Annotated in this window: 18 protein-coding genes; 9 read left to right on the top strand and 9 right to left on the bottom strand. The window is 31.2% G+C overall.

Annotation, left to right across the window (positions count from 1 at the left end):
- Positions 1–2: 2 nt before the first annotated feature.
- Positions 3–431 carry a hypothetical protein gene (locus tag AABL85_RS11300; RefSeq protein ID WP_002992190.1) on the bottom strand — a complete coding sequence of 143 codons (429 nt, stop codon included), beginning with the start codon at positions 429–431 and terminating at the stop codon, positions 3–5.
- A 166-nt stretch (positions 432–597) separates the two neighbouring features.
- Here AABL85_RS11300 and AABL85_RS11295 point away from each other — a divergent pair, with 166 nt between their 5' ends.
- Entirely contained in the window at positions 598–1302 is a 705-nt protein-coding gene (locus AABL85_RS11295; RefSeq protein WP_002992188.1) for an HAD family hydrolase, read from the top strand.
- Positions 1303–1402: 100 nt separating this feature from the next.
- Here the strand turns inward: AABL85_RS11295 and AABL85_RS11290 are convergent, their stop codons facing one another.
- A complete protein-coding gene (locus AABL85_RS11290; protein WP_341310148.1) occupies positions 1403–1870 on the bottom strand; it encodes a YbaK/EbsC family protein in 468 nt (155 codons plus the stop codon).
- 166 nt (positions 1871–2036) lie between these two features.
- Between AABL85_RS11290 and mobC the strand changes: the two genes are divergently transcribed.
- On the top strand, positions 2037–4040 hold the full coding sequence (gene mobC, locus AABL85_RS11285; RefSeq protein ID WP_341310147.1) for a conjugal transfer protein MobC: 2004 nt from the start codon (positions 2037–2039) through the stop codon (positions 4038–4040).
- Positions 4041–4241: 201 nt separating this feature from the next.
- Positions 4242–4712 (top strand): JAB domain-containing protein, encoded by a 471-nt coding sequence (locus AABL85_RS11280; protein WP_341310146.1) that lies wholly within the window; start codon positions 4242–4244, stop codon positions 4710–4712.
- Positions 4713–4744: 32 nt separating this feature from the next.
- Here the strand turns inward: AABL85_RS11280 and catA are convergent, their stop codons facing one another.
- Entirely contained in the window at positions 4745–5389 is a 645-nt protein-coding gene (gene catA, locus AABL85_RS11275) for a type A chloramphenicol O-acetyltransferase (protein WP_341310145.1), read from the bottom strand.
- Positions 5390–5782: 393 nt separating this feature from the next.
- Between catA and AABL85_RS11270 the strand changes: the two genes are divergently transcribed.
- Complete coding sequence (locus tag AABL85_RS11270) at positions 5783–6310, top strand: antirestriction protein ArdA (protein ID WP_341310144.1); 528 nt, start codon at positions 5783–5785, stop codon at positions 6308–6310.
- A 189-nt stretch (positions 6311–6499) separates the two neighbouring features.
- Positions 6500–6691 (top strand): hypothetical protein, encoded by a 192-nt coding sequence (locus AABL85_RS11265; RefSeq protein ID WP_341310143.1) that lies wholly within the window; start codon positions 6500–6502, stop codon positions 6689–6691.
- A gap of 63 nt (positions 6692–6754) precedes the next feature.
- On the opposite strand, the gene AABL85_RS11260 is transcribed toward AABL85_RS11265, so the two are convergent.
- From AABL85_RS11260 to AABL85_RS11250, 3 genes are all read right to left on the bottom strand, one after another.
- A complete protein-coding gene (locus tag AABL85_RS11260; protein ID WP_341310142.1) occupies positions 6755–8818 on the bottom strand; it encodes a type IA DNA topoisomerase in 2064 nt (687 codons plus the stop codon).
- Positions 8819–8829: 11 nt separating this feature from the next.
- Positions 8830–10143 carry a DUF3945 domain-containing protein gene (locus AABL85_RS11255; protein WP_341310141.1) on the bottom strand — a complete coding sequence of 438 codons (1314 nt, stop codon included), beginning with the start codon at positions 10141–10143 and terminating at the stop codon, positions 8830–8832.
- Positions 10144–10244: 101 nt separating this feature from the next.
- Positions 10245–10541 (bottom strand): helix-turn-helix domain-containing protein, encoded by a 297-nt coding sequence (locus AABL85_RS11250; RefSeq protein ID WP_341310140.1) that lies wholly within the window; start codon positions 10539–10541, stop codon positions 10245–10247.
- 277 nt (positions 10542–10818) lie between these two features.
- Between AABL85_RS11250 and AABL85_RS11245 the strand changes: the two genes are divergently transcribed.
- A complete protein-coding gene (locus tag AABL85_RS11245) occupies positions 10819–11106 on the top strand; it encodes a hypothetical protein (protein WP_341310139.1) in 288 nt (95 codons plus the stop codon).
- Between the two features lie 33 nt (positions 11107–11139).
- On the opposite strand, the gene AABL85_RS11240 is transcribed toward AABL85_RS11245, so the two are convergent.
- Entirely contained in the window at positions 11140–11391 is a 252-nt protein-coding gene (locus AABL85_RS11240) for a helix-turn-helix transcriptional regulator (RefSeq protein WP_341310138.1), read from the bottom strand.
- Positions 11392–12593: 1202 nt separating this feature from the next.
- Between AABL85_RS11240 and AABL85_RS11235 the strand changes: the two genes are divergently transcribed.
- The 3 genes from AABL85_RS11235 to AABL85_RS11225 are packed head-to-tail and all read left to right on the top strand — an operon-like array spanning position 12594 to position 19592.
- Positions 12594–15638, top strand: coding sequence for a SusC/RagA family TonB-linked outer membrane protein (locus AABL85_RS11235; RefSeq protein WP_341310137.1), 3045 nt, complete (start codon positions 12594–12596; stop codon positions 15636–15638).
- Between the two features lie 11 nt (positions 15639–15649).
- Positions 15650–17011: a RagB/SusD family nutrient uptake outer membrane protein gene (locus AABL85_RS11230; RefSeq protein WP_160339614.1), complete on the top strand. Its 1362-nt coding sequence runs from the start codon at positions 15650–15652 to the stop codon at positions 17009–17011.
- The gene (locus AABL85_RS11225; protein ID WP_341310136.1) at positions 17001–19592 is read left to right on the top strand and encodes an alpha/beta hydrolase family protein; all 2592 of its coding nucleotides are present in this window, start codon (positions 17001–17003) and stop codon (positions 19590–19592) included. The genes AABL85_RS11230 and AABL85_RS11225 overlap by 11 nt, the downstream gene beginning before the upstream one ends.
- Before the next feature lie 40 nt (positions 19593–19632).
- On the opposite strand, the gene AABL85_RS11220 is transcribed toward AABL85_RS11225, so the two are convergent.
- Positions 19633–19932 carry a DUF6520 family protein gene (locus AABL85_RS11220; RefSeq protein ID WP_160339612.1) on the bottom strand — a complete coding sequence of 100 codons (300 nt, stop codon included), beginning with the start codon at positions 19930–19932 and terminating at the stop codon, positions 19633–19635.
- Between the two features lie 52 nt (positions 19933–19984).
- Complete coding sequence (locus AABL85_RS11215) at positions 19985–21457, bottom strand: MauE/DoxX family redox-associated membrane protein (protein ID WP_341310135.1); 1473 nt, start codon at positions 21455–21457, stop codon at positions 19985–19987.
- Positions 21458–21484: the final 27 nt, after the last annotated feature.

Raw genomic sequence — 21484 nt, 5'->3', positions numbered from 1 at the left:
ACTTATAGATTAGTATTTAAGTGCTTGTCTTCAAACTCTTTGGTTAGCTTGATAATGTAATAGCAAAGTTTTGATAAATCTTTGGTATACTCTTCAAGTTTTGAAATAGAACGTTTGGCTCTATTTTCTGAGAAGTACTGGTTACAAAGTTTTACAATTTGGTTGTAGTTCACTCCTACTGCTCTAAATTGATTAAACAGTTTAGTTAGTAATCCGTGATATTGCAAAGCAGCAACATCTACTTTTACTGTTTTAACTTGTCTATCTAAAAGCATAGAAACAAGAAAGCTTGCTTTGTTTGTCATTCCTGATGATGCAAACAAAGCAAGCAATCGTTGGTTTTCAGATTCAGTGAGTCTAAAAACATGTCTGTATTTTTTAGGATTGGATTTTAGTTTTCTTCCTCCTTTGTTTTTAGTGGTAGTTTGCATGGTTTCTTATCTTGATTTTTGTCAAAATAGGAAATACTTATATCGCTAAACTTCTAATGGCTCTTAGAGGTCGTATTTGGAAATAATCAAACACTCTTTTAATTTTTTACTTATAACTTTGTACTTTAGTCTTTGGACGAAATAAATTTATAATAAACACATAACTATGAAAATTGATGCTATTCTTTGGGATTATGATGGAACATTAGTAAACTCTGTTCCTAAAAATATTGATATTACTAAAGAAATATTAGCTAAGGTCGCCCCTAGATTAACAAATGAGAATCTTCCTATATATTTAAAATCTGAAAGTCAATATCATATTGCTAATCACCAATCCAAAAACTGGCAAGATTTGTATGTAAATTATTACAGAATGACAGAGAGTGAAATGCTTGAAGCGGGTACTCTTTGGACTGAATATCAATTAAAAAACACAACCCCTGTCGAATTGTTTTCTGATATTAAACAAACTATTACACAAATTGATTTACCTCAAGGTATTTGCTCTCAAAATTCATCAAATAATATACTTAAAGTTTTAAAATCAAATAACCTTCAACATAAGTTCAAATCTGTTATTGGATATGATGATATACCAAATAATATGCAGAAACCTAATCCTTTTGGAGGACTAAAATGTTTAGAGCAAATCTTTACTAACTTCTATAATAAGAACATTATATACATTGGAGATCATGAAGGAGATGTAACATTTGCTAAAAACATAAAAAAAGAATTAAACAATAATGGTACAGTCATTTCTATAGCTGTAAAGTATAGCAATTCAGACACAAAAAACTGGAATGACAAACCTGATTATGAAATCAACACACCACTTGAATTAATCACACTTTTAAATAGTTTTTAACTGATTCTTGAAATATTACTAAGATGCTTGTTTTTTGATAATACGAAGAAATAACACTTAAAGTTATAGTTTACAAGCAATTACTCGTAACCTATAATTTTTACTTTGTCACAGATACCCAATCAACAAAATCACACAAGTCAATCAATTCTTCTTGTTTTAGTTGAACTACAGTATTAGCACTACCCCCAGCAGGATAGAGTACTTGATGTTTTTTTAAAGATTCATCAAAATAGACTTTGGTTGATTCTTTTACCTTAAAAGGACAGACTCCCCCTACTTGGTGACCTACTAACTCTTCTACATCTCCATATTTAAGCATCTTAGCTTTAATACCAAAAGTGTCTTTAAAAGTTTTATTATCTATTTTACTATTTCCTGAAGCGACGACCAAAATAGCGGCTCCCTCTTCTGGGGCATAAAGCGTTATACTCTTTGCTATTTGGTCGCTATCACAACCAATCGCAATTGCAGCTTCTCCTACAGTAGCTGTACTCTCCTTAAATTCAATAAAACGATCTTCAAAGCCCTTGCTTTTTAGATAGTCTTTCACTTTTAAATGGTTCATAATAATTAATATTGGTTTTTAAAAATAGGAATTATAATACAATTGACAAGTTTTAATAATGTAGGTTTGTTATCAATGGAGGTCAAATAATACTACCTAGTGCCATTTCAATTAGTGTTCTTAAATCTACTTTTACCTTAAATCGTTAATCTTAATTACATTTATTATGCAATCAGAAGACGATTTAAAAGCCCTTGCTAAAATCCTAGCGTTTATGCGAGCAGTAAGCATTCTTATTATTCTTATGCATCTATACTGGTATTGTTATTCTTTCTTTTTAAACCTTGGAATAACGCACACTGTTGTAGATCGAATACTAGTAAACTTCAACCAAACAGCAGGACTCTTTTCTCATTTACTTTATACAAAACTCTTTTGTTTGGTTTTACTCTCTTTAAGCCTGTGGGGAGGCAAAGGCGTAAAACATGAAAAGATAACAATCTCTAAAATCATAAGTGTTTTTACAGTTGGTTTTAGTTTGTTTTTTTTCAACTTCTTCTTACTTGATTTTGGATACGCTTGGAGCGCGATACTGTATATAGCAAGTACCTTCTTAGGGTATATTTTACTTCTTGTCTCAGGAGCTTGGATTAGTAGGCTACTAAACGATAACCTTATGCAAGATGTATTTAATTTTGAAAATGAGAGTTTTATGCAAGAGACTCGTCTTATTGAAAATCAATACTCTGTTAACCTTCCTTCAAGGTTCTATTACAAAGGAAAATGGAATAGTGGTTGGATAAATATTGTTAATCCATTTCGGGCGACTATCGTTCTTGGTACTCCAGGTTCTGGTAAATCTTATGCTGTGGTGAATAACTTTATCAAACAACAAATTGAAAAAGGATTCTCGATGTATATTTACGATTTTAAGTTCCATGACTTATCAACTATAGCTTATAATCACTTGTTATTACACAAAGATAAATACGCTATTGTTCCCAAGTTCTATGTTATAAACTTTGATGATCCAAGTCTCAGTCATCGTTGTAATCCGATTAACCCATCGTTTATGACAGATATATCTGATGCTTATGAATCAGCCTATACTATAATGCTTAACCTTAACCGCTCATGGATACAAAAACAAGGAGACTTCTTTGTAGAATCTCCAATCATACTCTTAGCTGCTATTATTTGGTTTTTAAAGATTTATCAAAATGGTAAGTATTGTACATTCCCTCACGCTATTGAGCTTTTAAATAAAAAATATGCTGACGTATTTACCATGCTTACCTCCTACTCTGATTTAGAGAACTACCTCTCTCCTTTTATGGATGCTTGGGAAGGAGGAGCACAAGACCAATTACAAGGGCAAATAGCTTCTGCTAAAATACCACTGTCTCGTATGATATCACCATCGCTATACTGGGTAATGACAGGAGATGATTTTACGTTGGATATTAATAATCCAAAAGAGCCTAAAATACTATGTGTAGGTAACAATCCAGATCGTCAAAACATTTACTCCGCTGCTCTTGGACTTTATAACTCACGTATTGTAAAACTCATCAATAAGAAAGGCCAACTTAAAAGCTCAGTTATCATTGATGAATTACCAACGATCTACTTTAGAGGACTTGACAATCTTATTGCGACTGCCCGTAGTAATAAAGTAGCTGTGTGTTTAGGACTTCAGGATTTCTCACAGCTTAATAGAGACTATGGAGATAAAGAAAGTAAAGTAATTCAAAACACAGTTGGAAATATTTTCTCAGGTCAAGTTGTTGGAGATACAGCTAAAGCTTTATCAGAACGCTTTGGTAAAATACTTCAAAAACGTCAAAGTATATCCATTAATAGAAACGACCGTTCTACCTCCTTCTCTACCCAGCTTGATACACTTATCCCTGCTTCAAAAATATCAACCCTTACTCAAGGAATGTTTGTAGGGGCTGTATCAGATAATTTTGATGAGCGTATAGAGCAAAAGATATTTCACTCAGAAATAGTAGTTGATAATGAAAAGGTTTCTAAAGAAATGAAATCTTATCAAAAGATACCTCAGATAACTTCCTTCATAGATGCTAAGGGTAATAATACATTAGACCAGACGATTCAAGCGAATTACAGACAAGTTAAACTTGATGTTGAATCAATTATCGAATCAGAGCTAAAACGCATTGAAAACGATCCTGAATTGGCTCATTTGATTAATAAGAAGAAGTAATCATATCTTTTAGTTCTTTGGGTTAGTAATGGTTTTTATTTTTTATCAATTATCTCACTAAGCAAGGTAATGCTCCGCGGTTCGCCTTCAAAAAATTCCCCCATAAATGCTTGACCTTGTCTACGCTTTATTGCGTTGCTTTTTGAGCTTGCTTAAGCATTACCTGTAGCTGCTCCATAATTAATTTAAAAATATAATATTATGGAATCTACAGTTTTAAACAGCAATTGGTTAGTTGCATCAGAGATAGAACTAATCTATAAGTCAAAAGTTAAAGCATCTGAAAGACCAAGAATTGACTCTTCTTACTCCGCTTTTGAAGTAGCTTTAAAAGCATGGGATGACAATAAGATTGAACTTTTAGAACAGTTCAAAGTACTTATGCTTTCAAACAACAATAGAGTACTTGGTGTACTTGAAGTATCATCAGGTGGTATTACTGGAACAATCGTTGATCTTAGATTGATATTTGCAGCTTTACTAAAGTCTAAAAGCACAGCTTTTATCTTAGTACATAATCACCCATCAGGGAAATTACAACCAAGTGATGCTGATAGACAAATCACACAAAAGATTAAACAAGCAAGTCAAATACTTGATATTGCTCTTTTAGATCATTTAATAATAACTTCTGAGAGTTATTACTCTTTTGCAGATGAAGGCGTCTTATGACGCCTTATTTTTTATTATATAGTCAATAAATCTTATTTCAACTCTTCTATATTATCACATAGCTCTTGTAAGCTATGTAGTAATTTAGCGACATGAAGTCCATCGCATGTTGCATGATGTACTTGTATTGATATAGGCATCAATATTTCTTCATTGTTTTTAATATACTTACCCAATGTAAAAATTGGAGCAAAATAATCACCAAAACCAGGTACATTTAAATTAAATCCATCAAAGCTAATCCAAGGTAACATAGAGATATTAAAAATGTTGTCTATACCACTTTGAGGAGAAATCGCATAGTTTCCCTTGTACTTTTCTTGAACTGTATCATACTCTTTTAAAAAAGATTTAAAATCATCAGTATAAACAGTACACAGCTCTGAGAATGTCTCTGTTTCAGGATGCATGATAGTATAAGCTGGGTTAACAGTATCCCACTGTATTAACTCTCCATCCTTCATGGCAAATTTAAACTCAGAATGCTTATTAACCGCTTTAGTTATTAAGTAAATAATCGTAGGATAAAACTTGTACTCATGTTCTTTTATAAAGGGAATTACCTTACTTATATCTATTTTAGTTGTTAAACTAAACCCACATCGCAATTGGTCTTTAAAGTGATAAAAATGCTCTTTTCTATTCCAAGACTCTACATCAAATTTTTTATAGTTCATTTCTAAATTAGTTATGAAAACAAAAATATAAATATCTTTCTAAATTAGATTTTCACAATTCTTGAAAAACCACTAAATCAACTCAAAATGACATCTTAGTTGACTAAAACATCTTAATATCATTTTCCTATACTATCTACCTGGAACTAATATATACACAAATACTAAAGTATCCCCCCTTTCCCTAACAATTATATAGACTTAGGATCTGGTATTTCAATTGGCAAAGTTTTTTAGCTCTTTAGCTCTTACAAGTTCAAGTCCTATGGATTACCGCAATAAATCTTCCTCATTCTATGAGCGTATTTATCTTGTAAAACATGCTCGTAGCTAAAAACCAAAACTCAAGTGCCATGAAATTAACCAGACCCTAAGGTCATAATACTATTTATCATGGAAAATTTAATGCACTCAAAAGTTTATGTTGGTACTTATGCTAAGTATAACAATGGTTCAATTAAAGGAGATTGGATCGAGCTTAGTAACTTTAGCTCTATTGAAGAGTTTTATGAGTTCTGTTTAGAACTACACGCTGATGAAACAGATCCTGAATTTATGTTTCAAGATTGGGAAAATATTCCATCTGAGTTAATCTCAGAAAGTAGTCTTTCAGAAAATATCTTTTCAATCATTGAAAAAGTATCAGATTTAGATTATAAAACCTTAGAAGCTTTTTCAGCTTGGGTAAGCATAGGTAATTACAATATTGAATCTGATGATATAGACTCGTTATTTGAATCATTTGAAGATGATTATCAAGGATATTATAATAGTGAAGAAGACTTCGCTTATCAAATCATTGATGAGTGTTACGATTTATCTGATTTTGTAAAATCATATTTTGATTATGAAAGTTTTGCTAAAGACCTTTTTATAGGTGATTATACCTATGAAAATGGTCATGTATTTAGAAATAGCTAATTGATTGTTTTTTCAATTAGTTTAAATAACAAGAAGTTATCTGAATCAGATAACTTCTTGTTTTACTTTATTAGTTTTAAACGGATGGATTTAAAATTTATTTACTTTTGTTTCTTCATTACTTAGTCAAGTAAAGTAAGTATAGCTAATTCTGTGCTTCTTATCTTACTAAGCAGTAATACAAAAAATATGAAAAGAATTAAACAATTAGGTGTTTTAGTCTTAACGACTTTACTTTTAGCTTCTTGTTCTGTACACGTAAAATCACATGGAAACAATGACGTTCCTCCTGGACAAATGAAAAAAGTAACAGGATCAAAGTCAGCTAAGCCTTATGCTCCTGGACAACAGAAAAAACATGCTAAAAAGCATAAACACTAATAGATATAAATCAAAAGGAGTTACCTAGTTTTAGATAACTCCTTTTGATTTATTTAATTTTAGTTACTTGTTTTTAAATTCAAATCCAGTAGTACAATCTTCTTTTAAGATAAGGTAAGCATCAAACTTCTTCCCTGCTTTACTCACTAATCCTTTTAAGAGTTTGGTTTTACCATTTTCTATCAAATCTGTTACATCATCTACCGAGAGTTTAATTCCGCAAATGGTTCTAAACAAAATCCAATTACAGTCTGTATCTAAACATTTCACTACTTTTTCTCTTAATTGAAGTGCGTATTGTTTACACTTTGGGCAAGATAGATGATCTATTTCATTAACTGGCTTGATAGCTAAAAGCTCCGCTGTTATCTTTGTGGTATAATCCTCTATCTGTCTATGGAAGTCTTCCATATCGGTTTTATTCTCTTCAATGCCTTTAAAAGCAGATTCCCATTTAGCTGTTAACAGTACATCAGAAATAAGCTTTTCTTTGACTATTTCATACACTTTGAGTCCTTTCTCAGTTGGAACTAATGACTTTGCTTTTCTTATGATGTAATCCCTTTTTAAAAGCGTTTCAATAATAGAAGCTCGTGTTGCAGCTGTTCCTATTCCCATGTCTTTAATAACACTTTGAAGTGACTTATCTTCCACCTCTTTAGAAGCATTTTCCATAGCGGATAAAAGTGAACTCTCTGTATATAATGCTCTAGGCCTTGTTGATTTTTCAAGAGCAACTGATTCTTTAATTTTTAGATTCTCACCTTGTTGTAAATCAGGTAAAGCTATTACTACCTCATCAGTAGTAGAAAGTTCTTTTCTTACCTCTTTCCATCCAAGTCCTAATATTGAAGAAGACTTAAAACTAAACTCATAATCCAAAACATTTAAGGTTACCTCTGTTTGCTTTTTTACACAAGGTTCAAATACTGTTTCCCATACTCTTTGAGCAATCAAATGATAAATGCTCTCTTCTTTAGTGTTAATCGCTGAAGGAAGTCTATCTGTAGTTAATAGTCCATGATGATCCGTAACCTTTACATCATTTACTATCTTCTTATTAAGCCTTGCCATCTTTAGTTTTAGAAGCAGGTTACTATATCTACTATCATCTGAAAGAACCTTTAATAAGTTAGGAACCTCAGCCCATAAATCCTCTGGAATATACTTACTCGATGTTCTTGGATAGGTGATAAACTTCTTTTCGTATAAATTCTGCGCAATACTGAGAGTCTCATCTGCTGAGAATCCAAAGAGTTCATTGGCTCTTTTTTGAAGTGAGGTTAGATCAAAAAGTAGTGGGGACTCTTCTCTTATTGTCTTGGTTTCTACTTTTTGTATTTTAACCTCACTTTGTTTATCAATGAGTTTTAAAGCTTGTTCTGCTTTTTGTTTATCCTCCCATTTATCAGTTGAGAGCGATTTAAATAATATACCTTCTTTTTGATGAATAAGTTCTATTTGATAGTACAGTTGCTTCTTAAAAGAAGTATTCTCTAAATACCGTTTACAGATAAGACTGAGGGTTGGTGTTTGTACTCTTCCGAGTGAATACACCGAATCATTCATTGAAACAGTAAGCGCTTGTGAAGCGTTTATACCAACAAGCCAATCTGCTCTACTTCTACTGTGACCTGCTCTAAAAAGTCCATCGAAGTCACTTCCTTCTTTAAGGTTTTGTAAACCTTCTTTAATAGCTTTTTCAGTTAGTGAACTAATCCAAAGTCTTTTAAAAGGTTTACTACAATTTAGGTATTGAAAAATATATCTTGCGATAAGTTCTCCTTCCCTACCTGCATCAGTGGCTACAATAATCTCAGAGCATGCTTTAAACAGTTTATCAATAATTTTAAGCTGTTTTAAAGCTCCTGGATCAGAAGTGTATTTGTTTGCTTTTTTAATCTTCCTTGGAAGTAGTAAATAAGATCTTGGTAAGATAGGTAAAGCTTCTCTTTTAAAGCCTTGAAACCCATAATCCTCTGGCATAGCCAGTGATACTAAATGACCAATTGCCCAAGTAACACAGTAGCCGTTTCCTTCTATAAAGCCTTCTTTTTTTGTTTTGGCTCCAACAAGCGATGCTATCTCCCTAGCTACACTTGGTTTTTCTGCAAGAATTACAATCATAGTCTTTAGATTTACATTTTACGTCCTTTTGATTTTTTAGGCTCATCCGCTTGTTTTTCTGCTTGTGATTGCGCCTTTGACTGCTGTTCTTTATTTGGATTTTGAAACGAGAAGTCTGCTTGCTTAGTTTCTTTGTTATAAGTCACATAGCCTTGATAGGTATTTCCTCTTTTATCCAACAGATCTTTGATGTAAATTGGTTTACCTTCCAATAAATCACTTTGCTGTTTTTCAGTAAGTTCTTTACCTCTAAAGGTTTTTAAATCATCTGATAGTTGAGATTGTTTTTGCGAGTTATTCTGACTCTGCTTATTAGTGTTTTCAAATAAAAACTCAATATGACCTTTAGCTGCATTAAACTGAATCTCTGCATTAAATAGATTTCCTTTAGCCGAGGTCATACCTTCTACAAGAAGCGGTTTACCATCTTTTAGAGTTTGAAGCTGCTCTTCACTAAGTACAATACCTTTTACCTCTTGTGGTAATTGCATTTTCTCAACTCTAGTAACAACAAGGTTATTGGTGAGTCTATCTACACTTACCACAGATGGAATCTTCTCTTTTGTAGTTGGATGAACAAGCTCCACTACTCTACCCATGTTACCAGTTTTTAAAAGATTGTGTTTGTCTTGCTTTGAAAACTCATGTCCATAAAGTGGTACATTAAGATTAGGGTATTTCTTTACTCCTTCAAGAGCCATAACTACCTTGCCCTCTTCGTTTTTTTGTAAAGACAATCTAGCATCTAAAGAAAATACAGCAGAACCTAAGTCTAAATTTACAGCTACCAAGTCCTTGGTTTTATAGCCTTGTAAGAGTGGTTCTAATAAATCCATTTCTTGTAGTTTTTCTTTAGAAAGTCCCAACCTTGAGAGTGAATTCCAATCAACGTCCTTAATATCAAACTTGTTAGAACTGTACTGTTCCTCTGCTTTTGTTGGTTCAGCTACTTTGTTTTCCTTCTTTGGCTCATTACCTATCTCTGTTATTTGATGTTTTAAAAACAGCTCATGAGTAGGTCCTGATTGATTGAGTTCTTTTTGCATTTGATTAGCCATTTTTATGGTCAAAAGCTCCGGAACTCTAAAAAAAGTAAACTGAGTTGGGTTTTTAAGTTGGCTGAAAAAATTAGAAAAGAAGTTGGAAAAAAAATCTCCGTTGCGATCTACTTTTAAAAATTGATTTTGATTCTTTTTAGTCGCAGGAACTGTTTCAAGCTTACCATCTTTATCTAATCCCTTTACTACCTGAATCTTGTTTTTTGTTTTGTCATTAACAAGAAGCACATCGTGCTCTACTTGTCTTTGGGTGGTTTCTGTACTCATAATACATAGTTTTAAATGGTTAAAAACTTAAAACTAAAGCCAAGAGAGCCTGGTTAGTAAATAGTATGCTTTAAAGGTTACTCTTGGCTTCTAGCTGCTATTTACTTCTTGCGTACAGGATGTTTAAAACATTCTCTGATAAACTGATTGACATCAGAACGTTTGTAGTAGAGTTTACCACTAATTGTATAATAAGGGAGTTTACCATCTGAGCGGTAACGCTGTAAAGAACGAGGACTTATTTTAAAAAGTGCCATTATATCTTGACTGTCTAAAAGCTCTTCTCCATCTATGGTTTGAGTTTTTATAGGAAGGTTTTTTATATGTTCTGATAAATGATCAAAGCGCGTCATAATACGCTCCATCCATAAAAGGAATTCTGTGCGATCTATATTCATAATGTTAGAATTTAATGGGTTAATTAAATTTGTTAGCTAACATTACAAAACAACAAAGCTTGGCAAGATAAATCTGCCAAGCTTTGCCAATGGGTGTTAAAAAGATTTTATAATCTACTCTATTACATAATAAAAAAATCGCACAATGTCAGTTTTAACACACACACATTAACTTAATTTATCTAAAATCAATATCTTAGCATTTACACTTAACCTCAACTATCTTAAATATAGCTATATATCTAAGAGTATTAGTTGATATAATCCTCAAAGTTGTATGGTTGTTACACTAACAGTTGCAGTACTTTTTTTGTCCTTTGGAGTAGGACTTATATATTGGATAAATAGAAGAAGATTCTATCGTCGCAATGTGGCTGGTTTAGAAGGTTTCTCTAGTTTTGAAGCATCAGTATTTATACGTTTCTTAGAACGAATAGGTAAACTACTAGCCTATATATTAATTTTCTTTAGTATTATTCTATTCTTCTTATACTCCAGCGAGAAGAAGAAAATTGAGAAGAGTAAAGAGAATATTGAGAATCAAAAAAATATCTCAACTCAATAATAACTAAAAAGTGCTGTTTTTGAACAGCACTTTTTAGTTATTCACTTTATAGTTCTCTATATTAAATTCAAAATCAAAAAACTCTCTAGGATGAACCTTCAAGGCTTGGGCAAACCGAATCAGTGTTCCTAAAGTTAGGTTTATTTTTCCTGATTCATATTTACTAACTTCAGCAGGATCCATCCCCATTAAAAAACCTAAATCATTTTGAGTCTTCTTATTCTTAACTCTAATTTCATAGATTCTTATTCCTATCAATACTTGTAAATCCTCATTAATATCCATGTCACTTATATTTTGAAGCAATATCAATATTGTTTCAAAAAATCTTATTGGGATATATCCCATGTTCTGTTTTTTTTACTATATTTGTTATTAGTATTCATTTACTATATGAATGAATCTTTCGTCTTAATGACACTCAAAATATAAGCTAAAGCTTATTTATTTCTCTAACAGAAAACTGGCACTTTTCAAATAAAACCATGAGAAAATAAGTAACTTAGCCCATGACCTAGGCATGGGCTCACTTATCTATGGTTTTGGTATGCCAGTACCTCTGTTTGGATAATGTGAGTACCCATGCCAACTTGTTTTATATAGGTTTGTCATTTACTTCTCACTTTATTGAAATATTTAAGTTTCGCTTTATATTAAACATACTACATACCTCTTATTCATACCGTCTCCCAATTAGGTATATAGAGGTTTAAAACAAAGGTGGATTTGTTTAGTGTTCGTGTTTTATGAATGCTTGCAATACCTTATCTATCCTTAATGGACTTATCGAATGTTCTATTCGAGATTTTTTCAATTATTACATTTTATTAAACAACAAACAAGTAGTAACTAAACTCACATTTAGCCTATGATTAAACTTTAGTTTAACTAAATCTTATCGATGTAGATTGATTTGACATTAACTCTTTAATGTTAGATGGCTACCCTATTACCTATTTAGTTAGAGTTATAACACATTTTACGCTAGGTCTAAAAACAGTTTTTAGATGCGTACAGGATAACTATTGCCTTTATCACACATAAATATAGCTCGTTCATCCATTCGGCTAAAAGGCAATAAAGATTAGTTAGTAAGGAAAAACGCTATGAAACAAGTCTCTCCTACTGTTTATTTATTAATCACTTGTAAAACTATTTAATTATGGAGAAAAACCGCTTGCTATAGGGCTTTAGCCTAGGTGGTTAATTATAGGCTTAGCCCTTAGTAGGCATTTTAAACAAACAAAAAACAGTATAGTTTAAAGGGAGTTTTAAACTGTACTAAAAGTCCATGACTATCTCCTTGCTCTAGTTTGCATTTTGGGAGACATGCTGTAGAGCTTGGAGATAGTTTTTATTATTATTTAAAAAGAATATTATCTATTATCAATTAACTAACCATTGATACAATTGGTCTATTTAAGTACTACGGCAATAAGAATCTTAAAGATTTAAAGTCTTCTTGTATCATATTAACTATAACAATTATGAAAACTCAATTTTTAACCAATACTGGTTATGGGGTAGTTTTGCTTTTAAGTAGCCTTACTATATACCCTACTTATGCCGTATCTAAAGATAGTCTATTTCATTTAGATTACCAAAAAAGAACAATCTCAGGCACTGTGAGTGATAACTCAGGTGTGCTTATTGGAGCAATTGTTCAAATAAAAGGAACTGATGTAGCTACAACTACAGATCACAGTGGAAAATACTCTTTAAACGCTTCTAATGGAGCTATCTTAGTTATCTCATATATAGGATATAAAACTAAAGAGATTGTTATTACAGCTAACTTAATTTATAACATTAATCTTTTGCAAGATGAAGACGTGCTATCAGAAGTAGTAATTAACGCAGGTTATTATTCAGTAAAAGACCGTGAAAAAACAGGAAGTATTGCTCGCGTAACTGCAAAAGATATAGAACTACAACCTGTTATTAATCCACTTCAAGCTATTCAAGGAAGAATGGCTGGTGTGAACATTACTCAAAACACTGGTGTACCAGGTGGAGGTTTTGACATACAAATACGTGGTAGAAATAGTCTGCGTGGTTATATGAATAATGCCATTAATGGAAATGCTCCTTTATATGTAATTGATGGTGTTGTTATTCCAAATAGCAATTTGGTAAACTCTACATTATCTACCTCTATACTTCCTATGAGTGACACCAATATTTTAAATTCTATTAATCCTTCGGATATAGAGAGCATAGAGATATTAAAAGATGCTGATGCAACAGCTATCTATGGTTCTCGTGGCGCTAACGGTGTAGTACTGATAACAACTAAGAAAAACAAGTCAGATAAACTCTCTTTTACTCTTTCCTCTTCTACTTCATTTAGCAAGGTAGCTAGTAAAATGAAACTGTTAAACACAGAGCAATTTAATAAAATGCGTGATGAGGCTTTTTTAAATGATGGTATTACTACCTATCCTGACTATGAACTAGATATGAATGGTACTTGGGATAGAAACAGATATACAGATTGGCAAAAAGAGCTTATAGGAGGAACTGCTTTGAGTCATAACATACAACTAGGAGTTAGTGGGGGAAGTGAAACAACTCACTTTACAACTTCAGCGAGTCAAGGTACTCAAACAACAGTATTTCCGACAGATAAGGGATATAAAAGAAATACGTTTTTAATAAACGTAAATCACAACAGTAAAGATGGAAGATTTCAGTTAAACTCATCGACTAATTATTCTATTCAAAAAAACAACTTAATTGCTACAGACTTAACAACAAATGCTTTGACTCTATCTCCAAATGCACCAAGTCTTTATAAACCAGATGGAAGTTTAAATTGGGAGTTTGTAGGAAACACTAATCCTGTTTCATCAATGCATGAGACATATCACAATGATAACAATAATCTTGTTTTAAATCTTGATCTTAAATATGAGCTTTTAAAAAACTTTTATCTAAAATTAAATACAGGATATAATAAATCTAATACAGAAGAAAGAAGACTTACACCTCATACTATTTACAACCCTGATAAAAACTATACCTCAGATCAGTCAACCTCTGAAAAAAACTTAAGAGACAACAAATCTTATATTATAGAGCCCCAACTGAACTACTTATTAGATTTTAATAAATTTACTATTAATACATTAGTTGGTGTAACTTACCAAGAGAATAATACAAATGCATTAAACTTAGCAGGATATGGTTTTCAAACCAATGATTTTATCTCTAATATAGCTTCAGCTAAAACAAAAAGTATAAGTAGTTCTAGTAATTTACAATACAAATACATAGCCCTTTTTGGAAGATTAAACTTAAATTACAACAGTAAATATTTACTTAATCTTACTGCTAGACGTGATGGATCCTCACGTTTTGGGGATAATAATAAGTTTGGAAACTTCGCCGCCGTTGGAGCTGCTTGGGTATTTTCAAAAGAAAACTTCCTTAAAGACTCTTCATGGCTTAGTTTTGGAAAACTTAGAACAAGTTATGGAACATCAGGTAATGATAATATTGGTGATTACTTATATTTAGACACCTATACACTTAATCCAAACAACTATAATGGAATAACAGGACTTGCTCCCTCTAGGCTTTACAATCCGAATTTTAGCTGGGAAAAAACTAAAAAATTTGAAGTAGCTTTAGAAGTAGCTTTATTAAATGATAGATTACAGATTGATCTTGCCTATTATCAAAATAGATCTTCTAATCAACTTGTCGGAATCCCTTTACCTGGTACTACAGGTTTTTCATCTATACAAGATAACCTTTCAGCTACTGTTGAGAATAAAGGGTGGGAAATTAACCTTAACTCTCAAAATATTAAAACAACAAATTTCAATTGGAATACTAGTTTTAATATCTCATTTCCTAAAAACACACTACTTGCTTTTCCTAATCTAGAGAGTTCTACTTATGCCAATCGATTTATAGTAGGAAAAAGTACAGGTGTTAGTCGTTTATACAATTTTGAAGGTATCGATCCTTTAACTGGTCAATACATCTTTACAGATTATAATAATGATGGAAAAATAAGTTCTGCTTTTGATAGGCAAAATATACAGGAGATTAAAACAACTTATCACGGTGGGCTTCAAAATACCTTTACATATAAAAATCTTAGTCTTGATTTTCTATTTCAATTTGTCAAACAAACCAATTATAATCATAATTCTAATTTAAATACTCCTGGTTCAATTTTTAATCAACCTATAGAAGTGCTCAATAGTTGGTCTCCAGAAAATTCTAATAGTCAGTATGGATACTTTACTAGTGGAACCAACCCTACAATGATTAATGATCTTAGTCTATTTCTAGGTAGTAATATGAGTATTGGGGATGCCTCATATATTAGATTAAAAAATGTATCTATATCCTACTTGCTTAATTTACCTAAAGCAAAAATTAATTCAATGCGTTTTTACTTTCAAGGACAGAATCTCTGGACAATTACAAACTACTTTGGACTAGATCCTGAATTTACAGCATTAGGTTATCTACCTCCGTTAAAAACATATGCCTTTGGTGTTCAATTAACTCTCTAAATCTATTTATTATGAAAAATGTACTTTTTTTAGGCTTACTAATAGTAACTATACAAGTGTTTCAATCATGTGAAAATACAATTGAAATAGATCTTCCTACCGATCAAACAAACACTGAAAGTGTTTTTAAAGATAAACGTGGAGCTACATCAGCTTTAGCTAATCTTTATATTAATCTAAGAGAAAATTCTATTTTTAGTGGAACTAGTCAAGCAATAGGAACAAGCCTTGGCCTATATACAGATGAACTAGAATTACTATCAACTTCTACATCTACAGATAATTTCTTACTATATAATAACTCATTAGATCCCACAAAATATGTAATCTCTAACTTGTGGAACACATCCTATTCTCATATTTATGCTATTAATTCTTTTATAAGCGGAGTTACAAACTCTAGTGGTATCACTACTGAGGATAGAGATATTTTTATAAGACAAGCGCTTCTATTAAGGGCGATGTACTATCAGGCTTTAGCTCAAATATATGGAGATATTCCCTATACAATCTCAACAGACTACAAGGCTAATACTAAAATTGTAAAAACACCAGTCCTTGAAGTTTTTAAACTAATCGAACAAGATTTATTAAAAGCTTTAAAAACTATTTCTTATAACGATGGCACTATTAATAAATATTACCCAAACAAAGCTGTTGTAGAATTATTGCTAGCTAAGAATTATTTACTTCAAAAGAAATATGAAAATGCTGAAATATATGCTAAACAAGTTATTGATAATCCTTTATATAATCTAGAGATAGATTTAACTAAAACCTTCAAAAATGATTCAAGAGGTACACTTTGGCAAATGCCAAATAGCGATCCTACAGCTGGTACGTATGAGGCAAATACTTACATTCCACGTTCTAATAGCACAGGTTATAAAATAAGCAAAACGTTACTTAATTCCTTTGATGATAACGATCTCAGAAAAGAACTATGGACTAATGATTTTCAACATACTGGTCGTATTTATCCTTACAAGTATAAAAACAAACTTAATAATTCAGATGAATGCTCCATCCTTTTTAGAATTGAAGAAGCTTACTTTATATTATCTGAAGCTCTTATATATCAAAATCAAGAGAAACAAGCAATTCCTTATTTAAATAAAATTAGATCAAAAGCTGGTCTGTTTCCTCTATCTAACACTTTAAATAAAGAACAAATTCTTCAAGCCATGCTTAAAGAGAGTCAAAAAGAGTTTTTTCTTGAACATGGAAGACGATTCTTTGATCTAAAAAGGAATAATAAACTCGATATTTTAAAAAGTACTAAACCAAACTGGCAAGACAAATATGCTCTGTTTCCTTACCCTGAAAAAGAGATACTCATTAACCCTAATTTACATCCTCAAAATGAATACTAAAACAATTAATATTATCTCTAGTTTATTACTTTTTATATTAAGTATAGTAACTAGTTCTGCTCAAACTATTAGAGACTCATTACAGTATAGTGAACTAAACAATAGATCAGTAAGTAAGAATAATAACATAGCTATAATACATAAATATAATAAATTTGATTCCAAAAGAGATAGTGTTTTTATCTTTAATAAATCGAAACTATCTCTGAATACACAGACAAGTATTCCTTACAAAAATTTCAAAGAGAATAAAGTCTCTTACTATGATCTAAACAAACAAACACTACAAATAATAGACATTCATAGTTTAAAAAAACAAACTATTTTCAATGTAGCAAAACCAACTATAATAGAGGATTACGAGCTTATTTTCTATTTAGATACGAGTTCTAATATATATAGACTAGTAAAAGTGCAATTCAATAAGTTTGAGGAAATATGGAATAGTCCACAAGATCTTGTAAACATTACAAGTATAAATCAGAATAGGCAGCTATTACTGATTCAGTATAAGGATGCAGCTAAAGGGATTGAAATAATTAACTTAAAAACCTTAAAAAAAACTGTAAATAAGCATATTACAGATCCTATTAAACAAGTTATATGGGATAAAAGGCTTCCTATTGTATTTTTAAGTCCAAATTTATATAGTGATAATAAATATCCCTATCTGATCTTTTTAAACTACAATACTAACTTTTTTAAAAAACAAGAGCTCAATCCAACCATATCTTATAGTACTCCTGAAGCAATTAGTGAGCATAGTTTTAAAATAATTCAATATTATAATCTTGGAAACAAACCTTATGATGTTAATAAACTCGAATTATGGAGTACAAATGATAGAGCTTTTCCAATTAATAAGGAATCTGCTACACTTCAAAATACAACAACTAATGATCATATAATTTTTGATTTTAAGGCTAATCAAATCTATCAACCTGAAATATTAAACAAACAGGAATCCATAGCTTTAAATGAAAACTTATTACTTGTCTATGATTCAAACCAATATCTAGATTATACAAGTCAATATTCTGCAAGGCCTAGAGATATAAGTTTATATGATATAAAGGAGAATAAACTTTCATTAATTACCAAAGCTCAACGAAATACATTTAATACAACTAGCCTCTCACCTCTTGCAAACTACTTTGTCTATATTAAAATGGGAGTGATTTACTTTTACAATACAAAATACAAAACAGTTGAAAGTACATTTAATTTAAAAGAAGATGAGTTAAAATTAAGGTCTTATATAGGCAGATTTCGCTATTGGTCTAAAGATGAAAAGTTCTTTTACTTTGTGTCAGACTCTAATCTTATGCAATATAATACAGAGGGCAAAACCTTTAAAACAATTATTAATAGTGGAAATAGTAATTCACATTATAAATTACATAACTCTTTAGCCCCTAAAAAATACAATATAGATAGTCAGACTCATTCAAACACTATCTTAGATAATAGCAAACTGCTAATAGAAAAATACAACATAAAAGATGATACTTCTTCTCTTTGGGTAATTGAAAACAATAAACAAACTGAAGTCGTTTCAAATACAAAAGATCATATTTCAGAAGTACAATACAGTGAAGACTTTAAAACAATTACCTACTGTGTTGAAAACTATAATAAGCCAAAGACAGTATATATCTATCAAAATGGGCAAACAAAACTACTTTTAGAAAATACAATGACAAAAGAGCTTTATACTTGGAAGCAGCAAAAGCTTGTTCTATACAAAGATGAATATAAAAATGATTTAAAAGGTATTCTATTTTATCCTAAAGATTTTGATAAAAACCAAAGCTATCCAATGATTACTAGTATCTATGAGATACAACACGACCTCTTTAATAGATTTACATATCCTAGTTACTTAAATAGTGATGGTTTTAATAAAGAAATCTACTTAGAGAATAACTACTTTGTCTTTTTACCTGATATTCTAGACACTCAAAAAGGTACAGGCCTATCAGCACTTGATTGTGTTGAACAAAGTATAAATACTGTACTAAAACAAGAGAAAGCCATCGACAAAAACAGACTAGGTTTATTTGGGTTTTCTCATGGTGGATATGAAACTAATTTTATTGTAACTCAAACTAATCTGTTTAAAGCGGCTGTAAGTGGAGCAGGTAACTCAGATATTATAAGATCTTATTTTTCATATAATGAAAACTTTATGTCGCCCTTCTTTTTTCAATTTGAAAATGGGCAATACAAGATGCCTAAACCTTTCAATGAAGATAAAGAATTATACCTTCTAAACTCTCCTATCTTATTTGCAAATCAAATTAAAACTCCACTACTCTCCTTTACAGGAAAACAAGACCAAAATATTAACTGGGAACAGCAACAAGGTTTTTTTATGGCGATGCTTCGTTATAATATTCCACATGTCGCATTATTCTACAAAAATGAAGGACATGGATTAAATCTAAAAGAAAATCAGATTGATATAACAAATAGAATCAAGAACTGGTTTGATTATTATTTAAAAGATATTAACTCTCCAGAAACTTATTGGGTTAAATACAATACTAAAATTGAAAAAGAGAGATTAATCAGTAATTAAACAAAAGACGCCCTCTTTTAAGAGGGCGTTTAACTTAATGCTAAGGAGTTTGTATTTTATACAGTGGTAAAGTACACACTGTTTTATTTAATGCTTCATTAAAGCGCTTTCCATATAAATTATGAGTTATATTTGAAGCGTCTTTCCATGTACAAGTTACTGTTCCTTGTGAATCACACATTACCTCAGGATCATCACACTCAAGCCCTTGAGAATCTATTCTTTGATACCCAGGTTCCACTGATAATGTGTTTTTCATTGCATTTGTTGCAAATGCACTACCGATAGCAAGAGCAAATACACCGATTGGCAATCCTGCTGATTTTAGAAATCTTTTCATAATTAATAAAGTATTATTGGTTAATAGCTTGTTTTAAAAGTTAAGCTAAACTTTACTCAAACTTGTCTGTTAGTGATTTGGCCAGTCTATAACGAACAAGTTTTTGGTCAAATAGACCATAGATGTAATGGTCTGTGACAATTAAATCTATAAGCTTATCTTCCCCTAGGTGGTTGATGTAAAAGCTTGCGATATAACTGTCTTTTTTAAAGTCGTAGATATCCACAATACTAGCTTGCTTCCAGATTGCCTTGGACTCCTTCTGTCCAAGAGAGTTTGATACAATAAACAAGAGATTGTTTTTAACTACTACCTTTTGATTTATAGCGCTCATTGGAGTTGTCATTTTATGCTCTCCTGATGCTAATTTAGCGGCTGTAATAAGGGCGGTTTGGGTTGTGTCAATAGTATTTTGTCTGTTTAAGAGTTCTAGACTAGAGCTAGTTAAAACGTACTGATTCTTATAATAATAGGTATAGATTAAAGTCTTGTTTTCTTTGCTATAACTAAAACTACCATCTGTGTCAAATACTCCATCGGAGTTACTCTCTAATAGTTTAGAGTTAATAGAAACTCTTGGCTTATTGTTTATATTGATAAGCCCTAGTATGTGTTTATAATCTTTACTGCTTTGACTCTTTATAACAATTAAGGTAGAATCTATTGGGGTGTAGTCTGAAAAATAAGCTTCTTTAAAGCTAAATATTTCTGTTTGTTTTGTTTTTTCAGTTGTGTTTAATTGTCCTTTATAAACTATAGGGATAGATCCGTCTGCTAAATAGAAATAAGGATAGACTGTCCTTAGTTTTAGATAGGTGTATTTAAACTGAGTTGAATCTATTTTTATAGTATAATCCTCTCTTTGCATTAGAGAATCTACACTAATAAATATAAGTGGAGATTTACTATTACCTAGATACACTTTGTCTTTATGGTATCCAGAGAAGTAAAAAGTGTTTACCTTTAAATCCAAGGTATCCTCTTCTGCTACTCCATGAGGCAAGTATCTTCTTATAAAAGGGTTCTCTTTTTTTATAATGTGTTCAGATGACACAAAAAGAAGTATAACTGTAAGAATACTAACAAGAGTGGTAGCAACTGATAAGAGGCAGAATCGTTTTGGTTTATCTTCTGTATAAAATATACTAAGCAGAATTAAAACACTAGTTATTATATTAAACCATAGATGTTCATTCCAGCCAAGTTTTTCCAGGACTCCTCCACAAGAACAAGGAATAAAATCACTGTAGTTTAATATTAAGTAGATATAAATGGTAAATGCAACCATTAGACCATAACTTAAGTATAGTCCTAAAAGCCTTTTAGATCTTAGAGTAAGTAAAAAAGCAATAACAAGCTCTGATATTACAACTAGATAAGCGATAATACCAGCATACATGCTTAGTAGTGGGGACTGAGTAAGTTGTACTTTAAACTCTTCAAATGTAATTAGTTTACTTATTGCTGCATAGACAAAAAGTAGTACAACAAAATAACGTACAATAAGGACATACTTGGCTTTCATGGTGGTTGCATTTTGGGATACCCCAAA

The sequence above is a fragment of the Myroides odoratimimus genome (assembly GCF_038039805.1).
Classification (GTDB): Bacteria; Bacteroidota; Bacteroidia; order Flavobacteriales; family Flavobacteriaceae; genus Flavobacterium; species Flavobacterium odoratimimum_B.
This window is presented reverse-complemented; position numbering and strand designations above follow the sequence as displayed.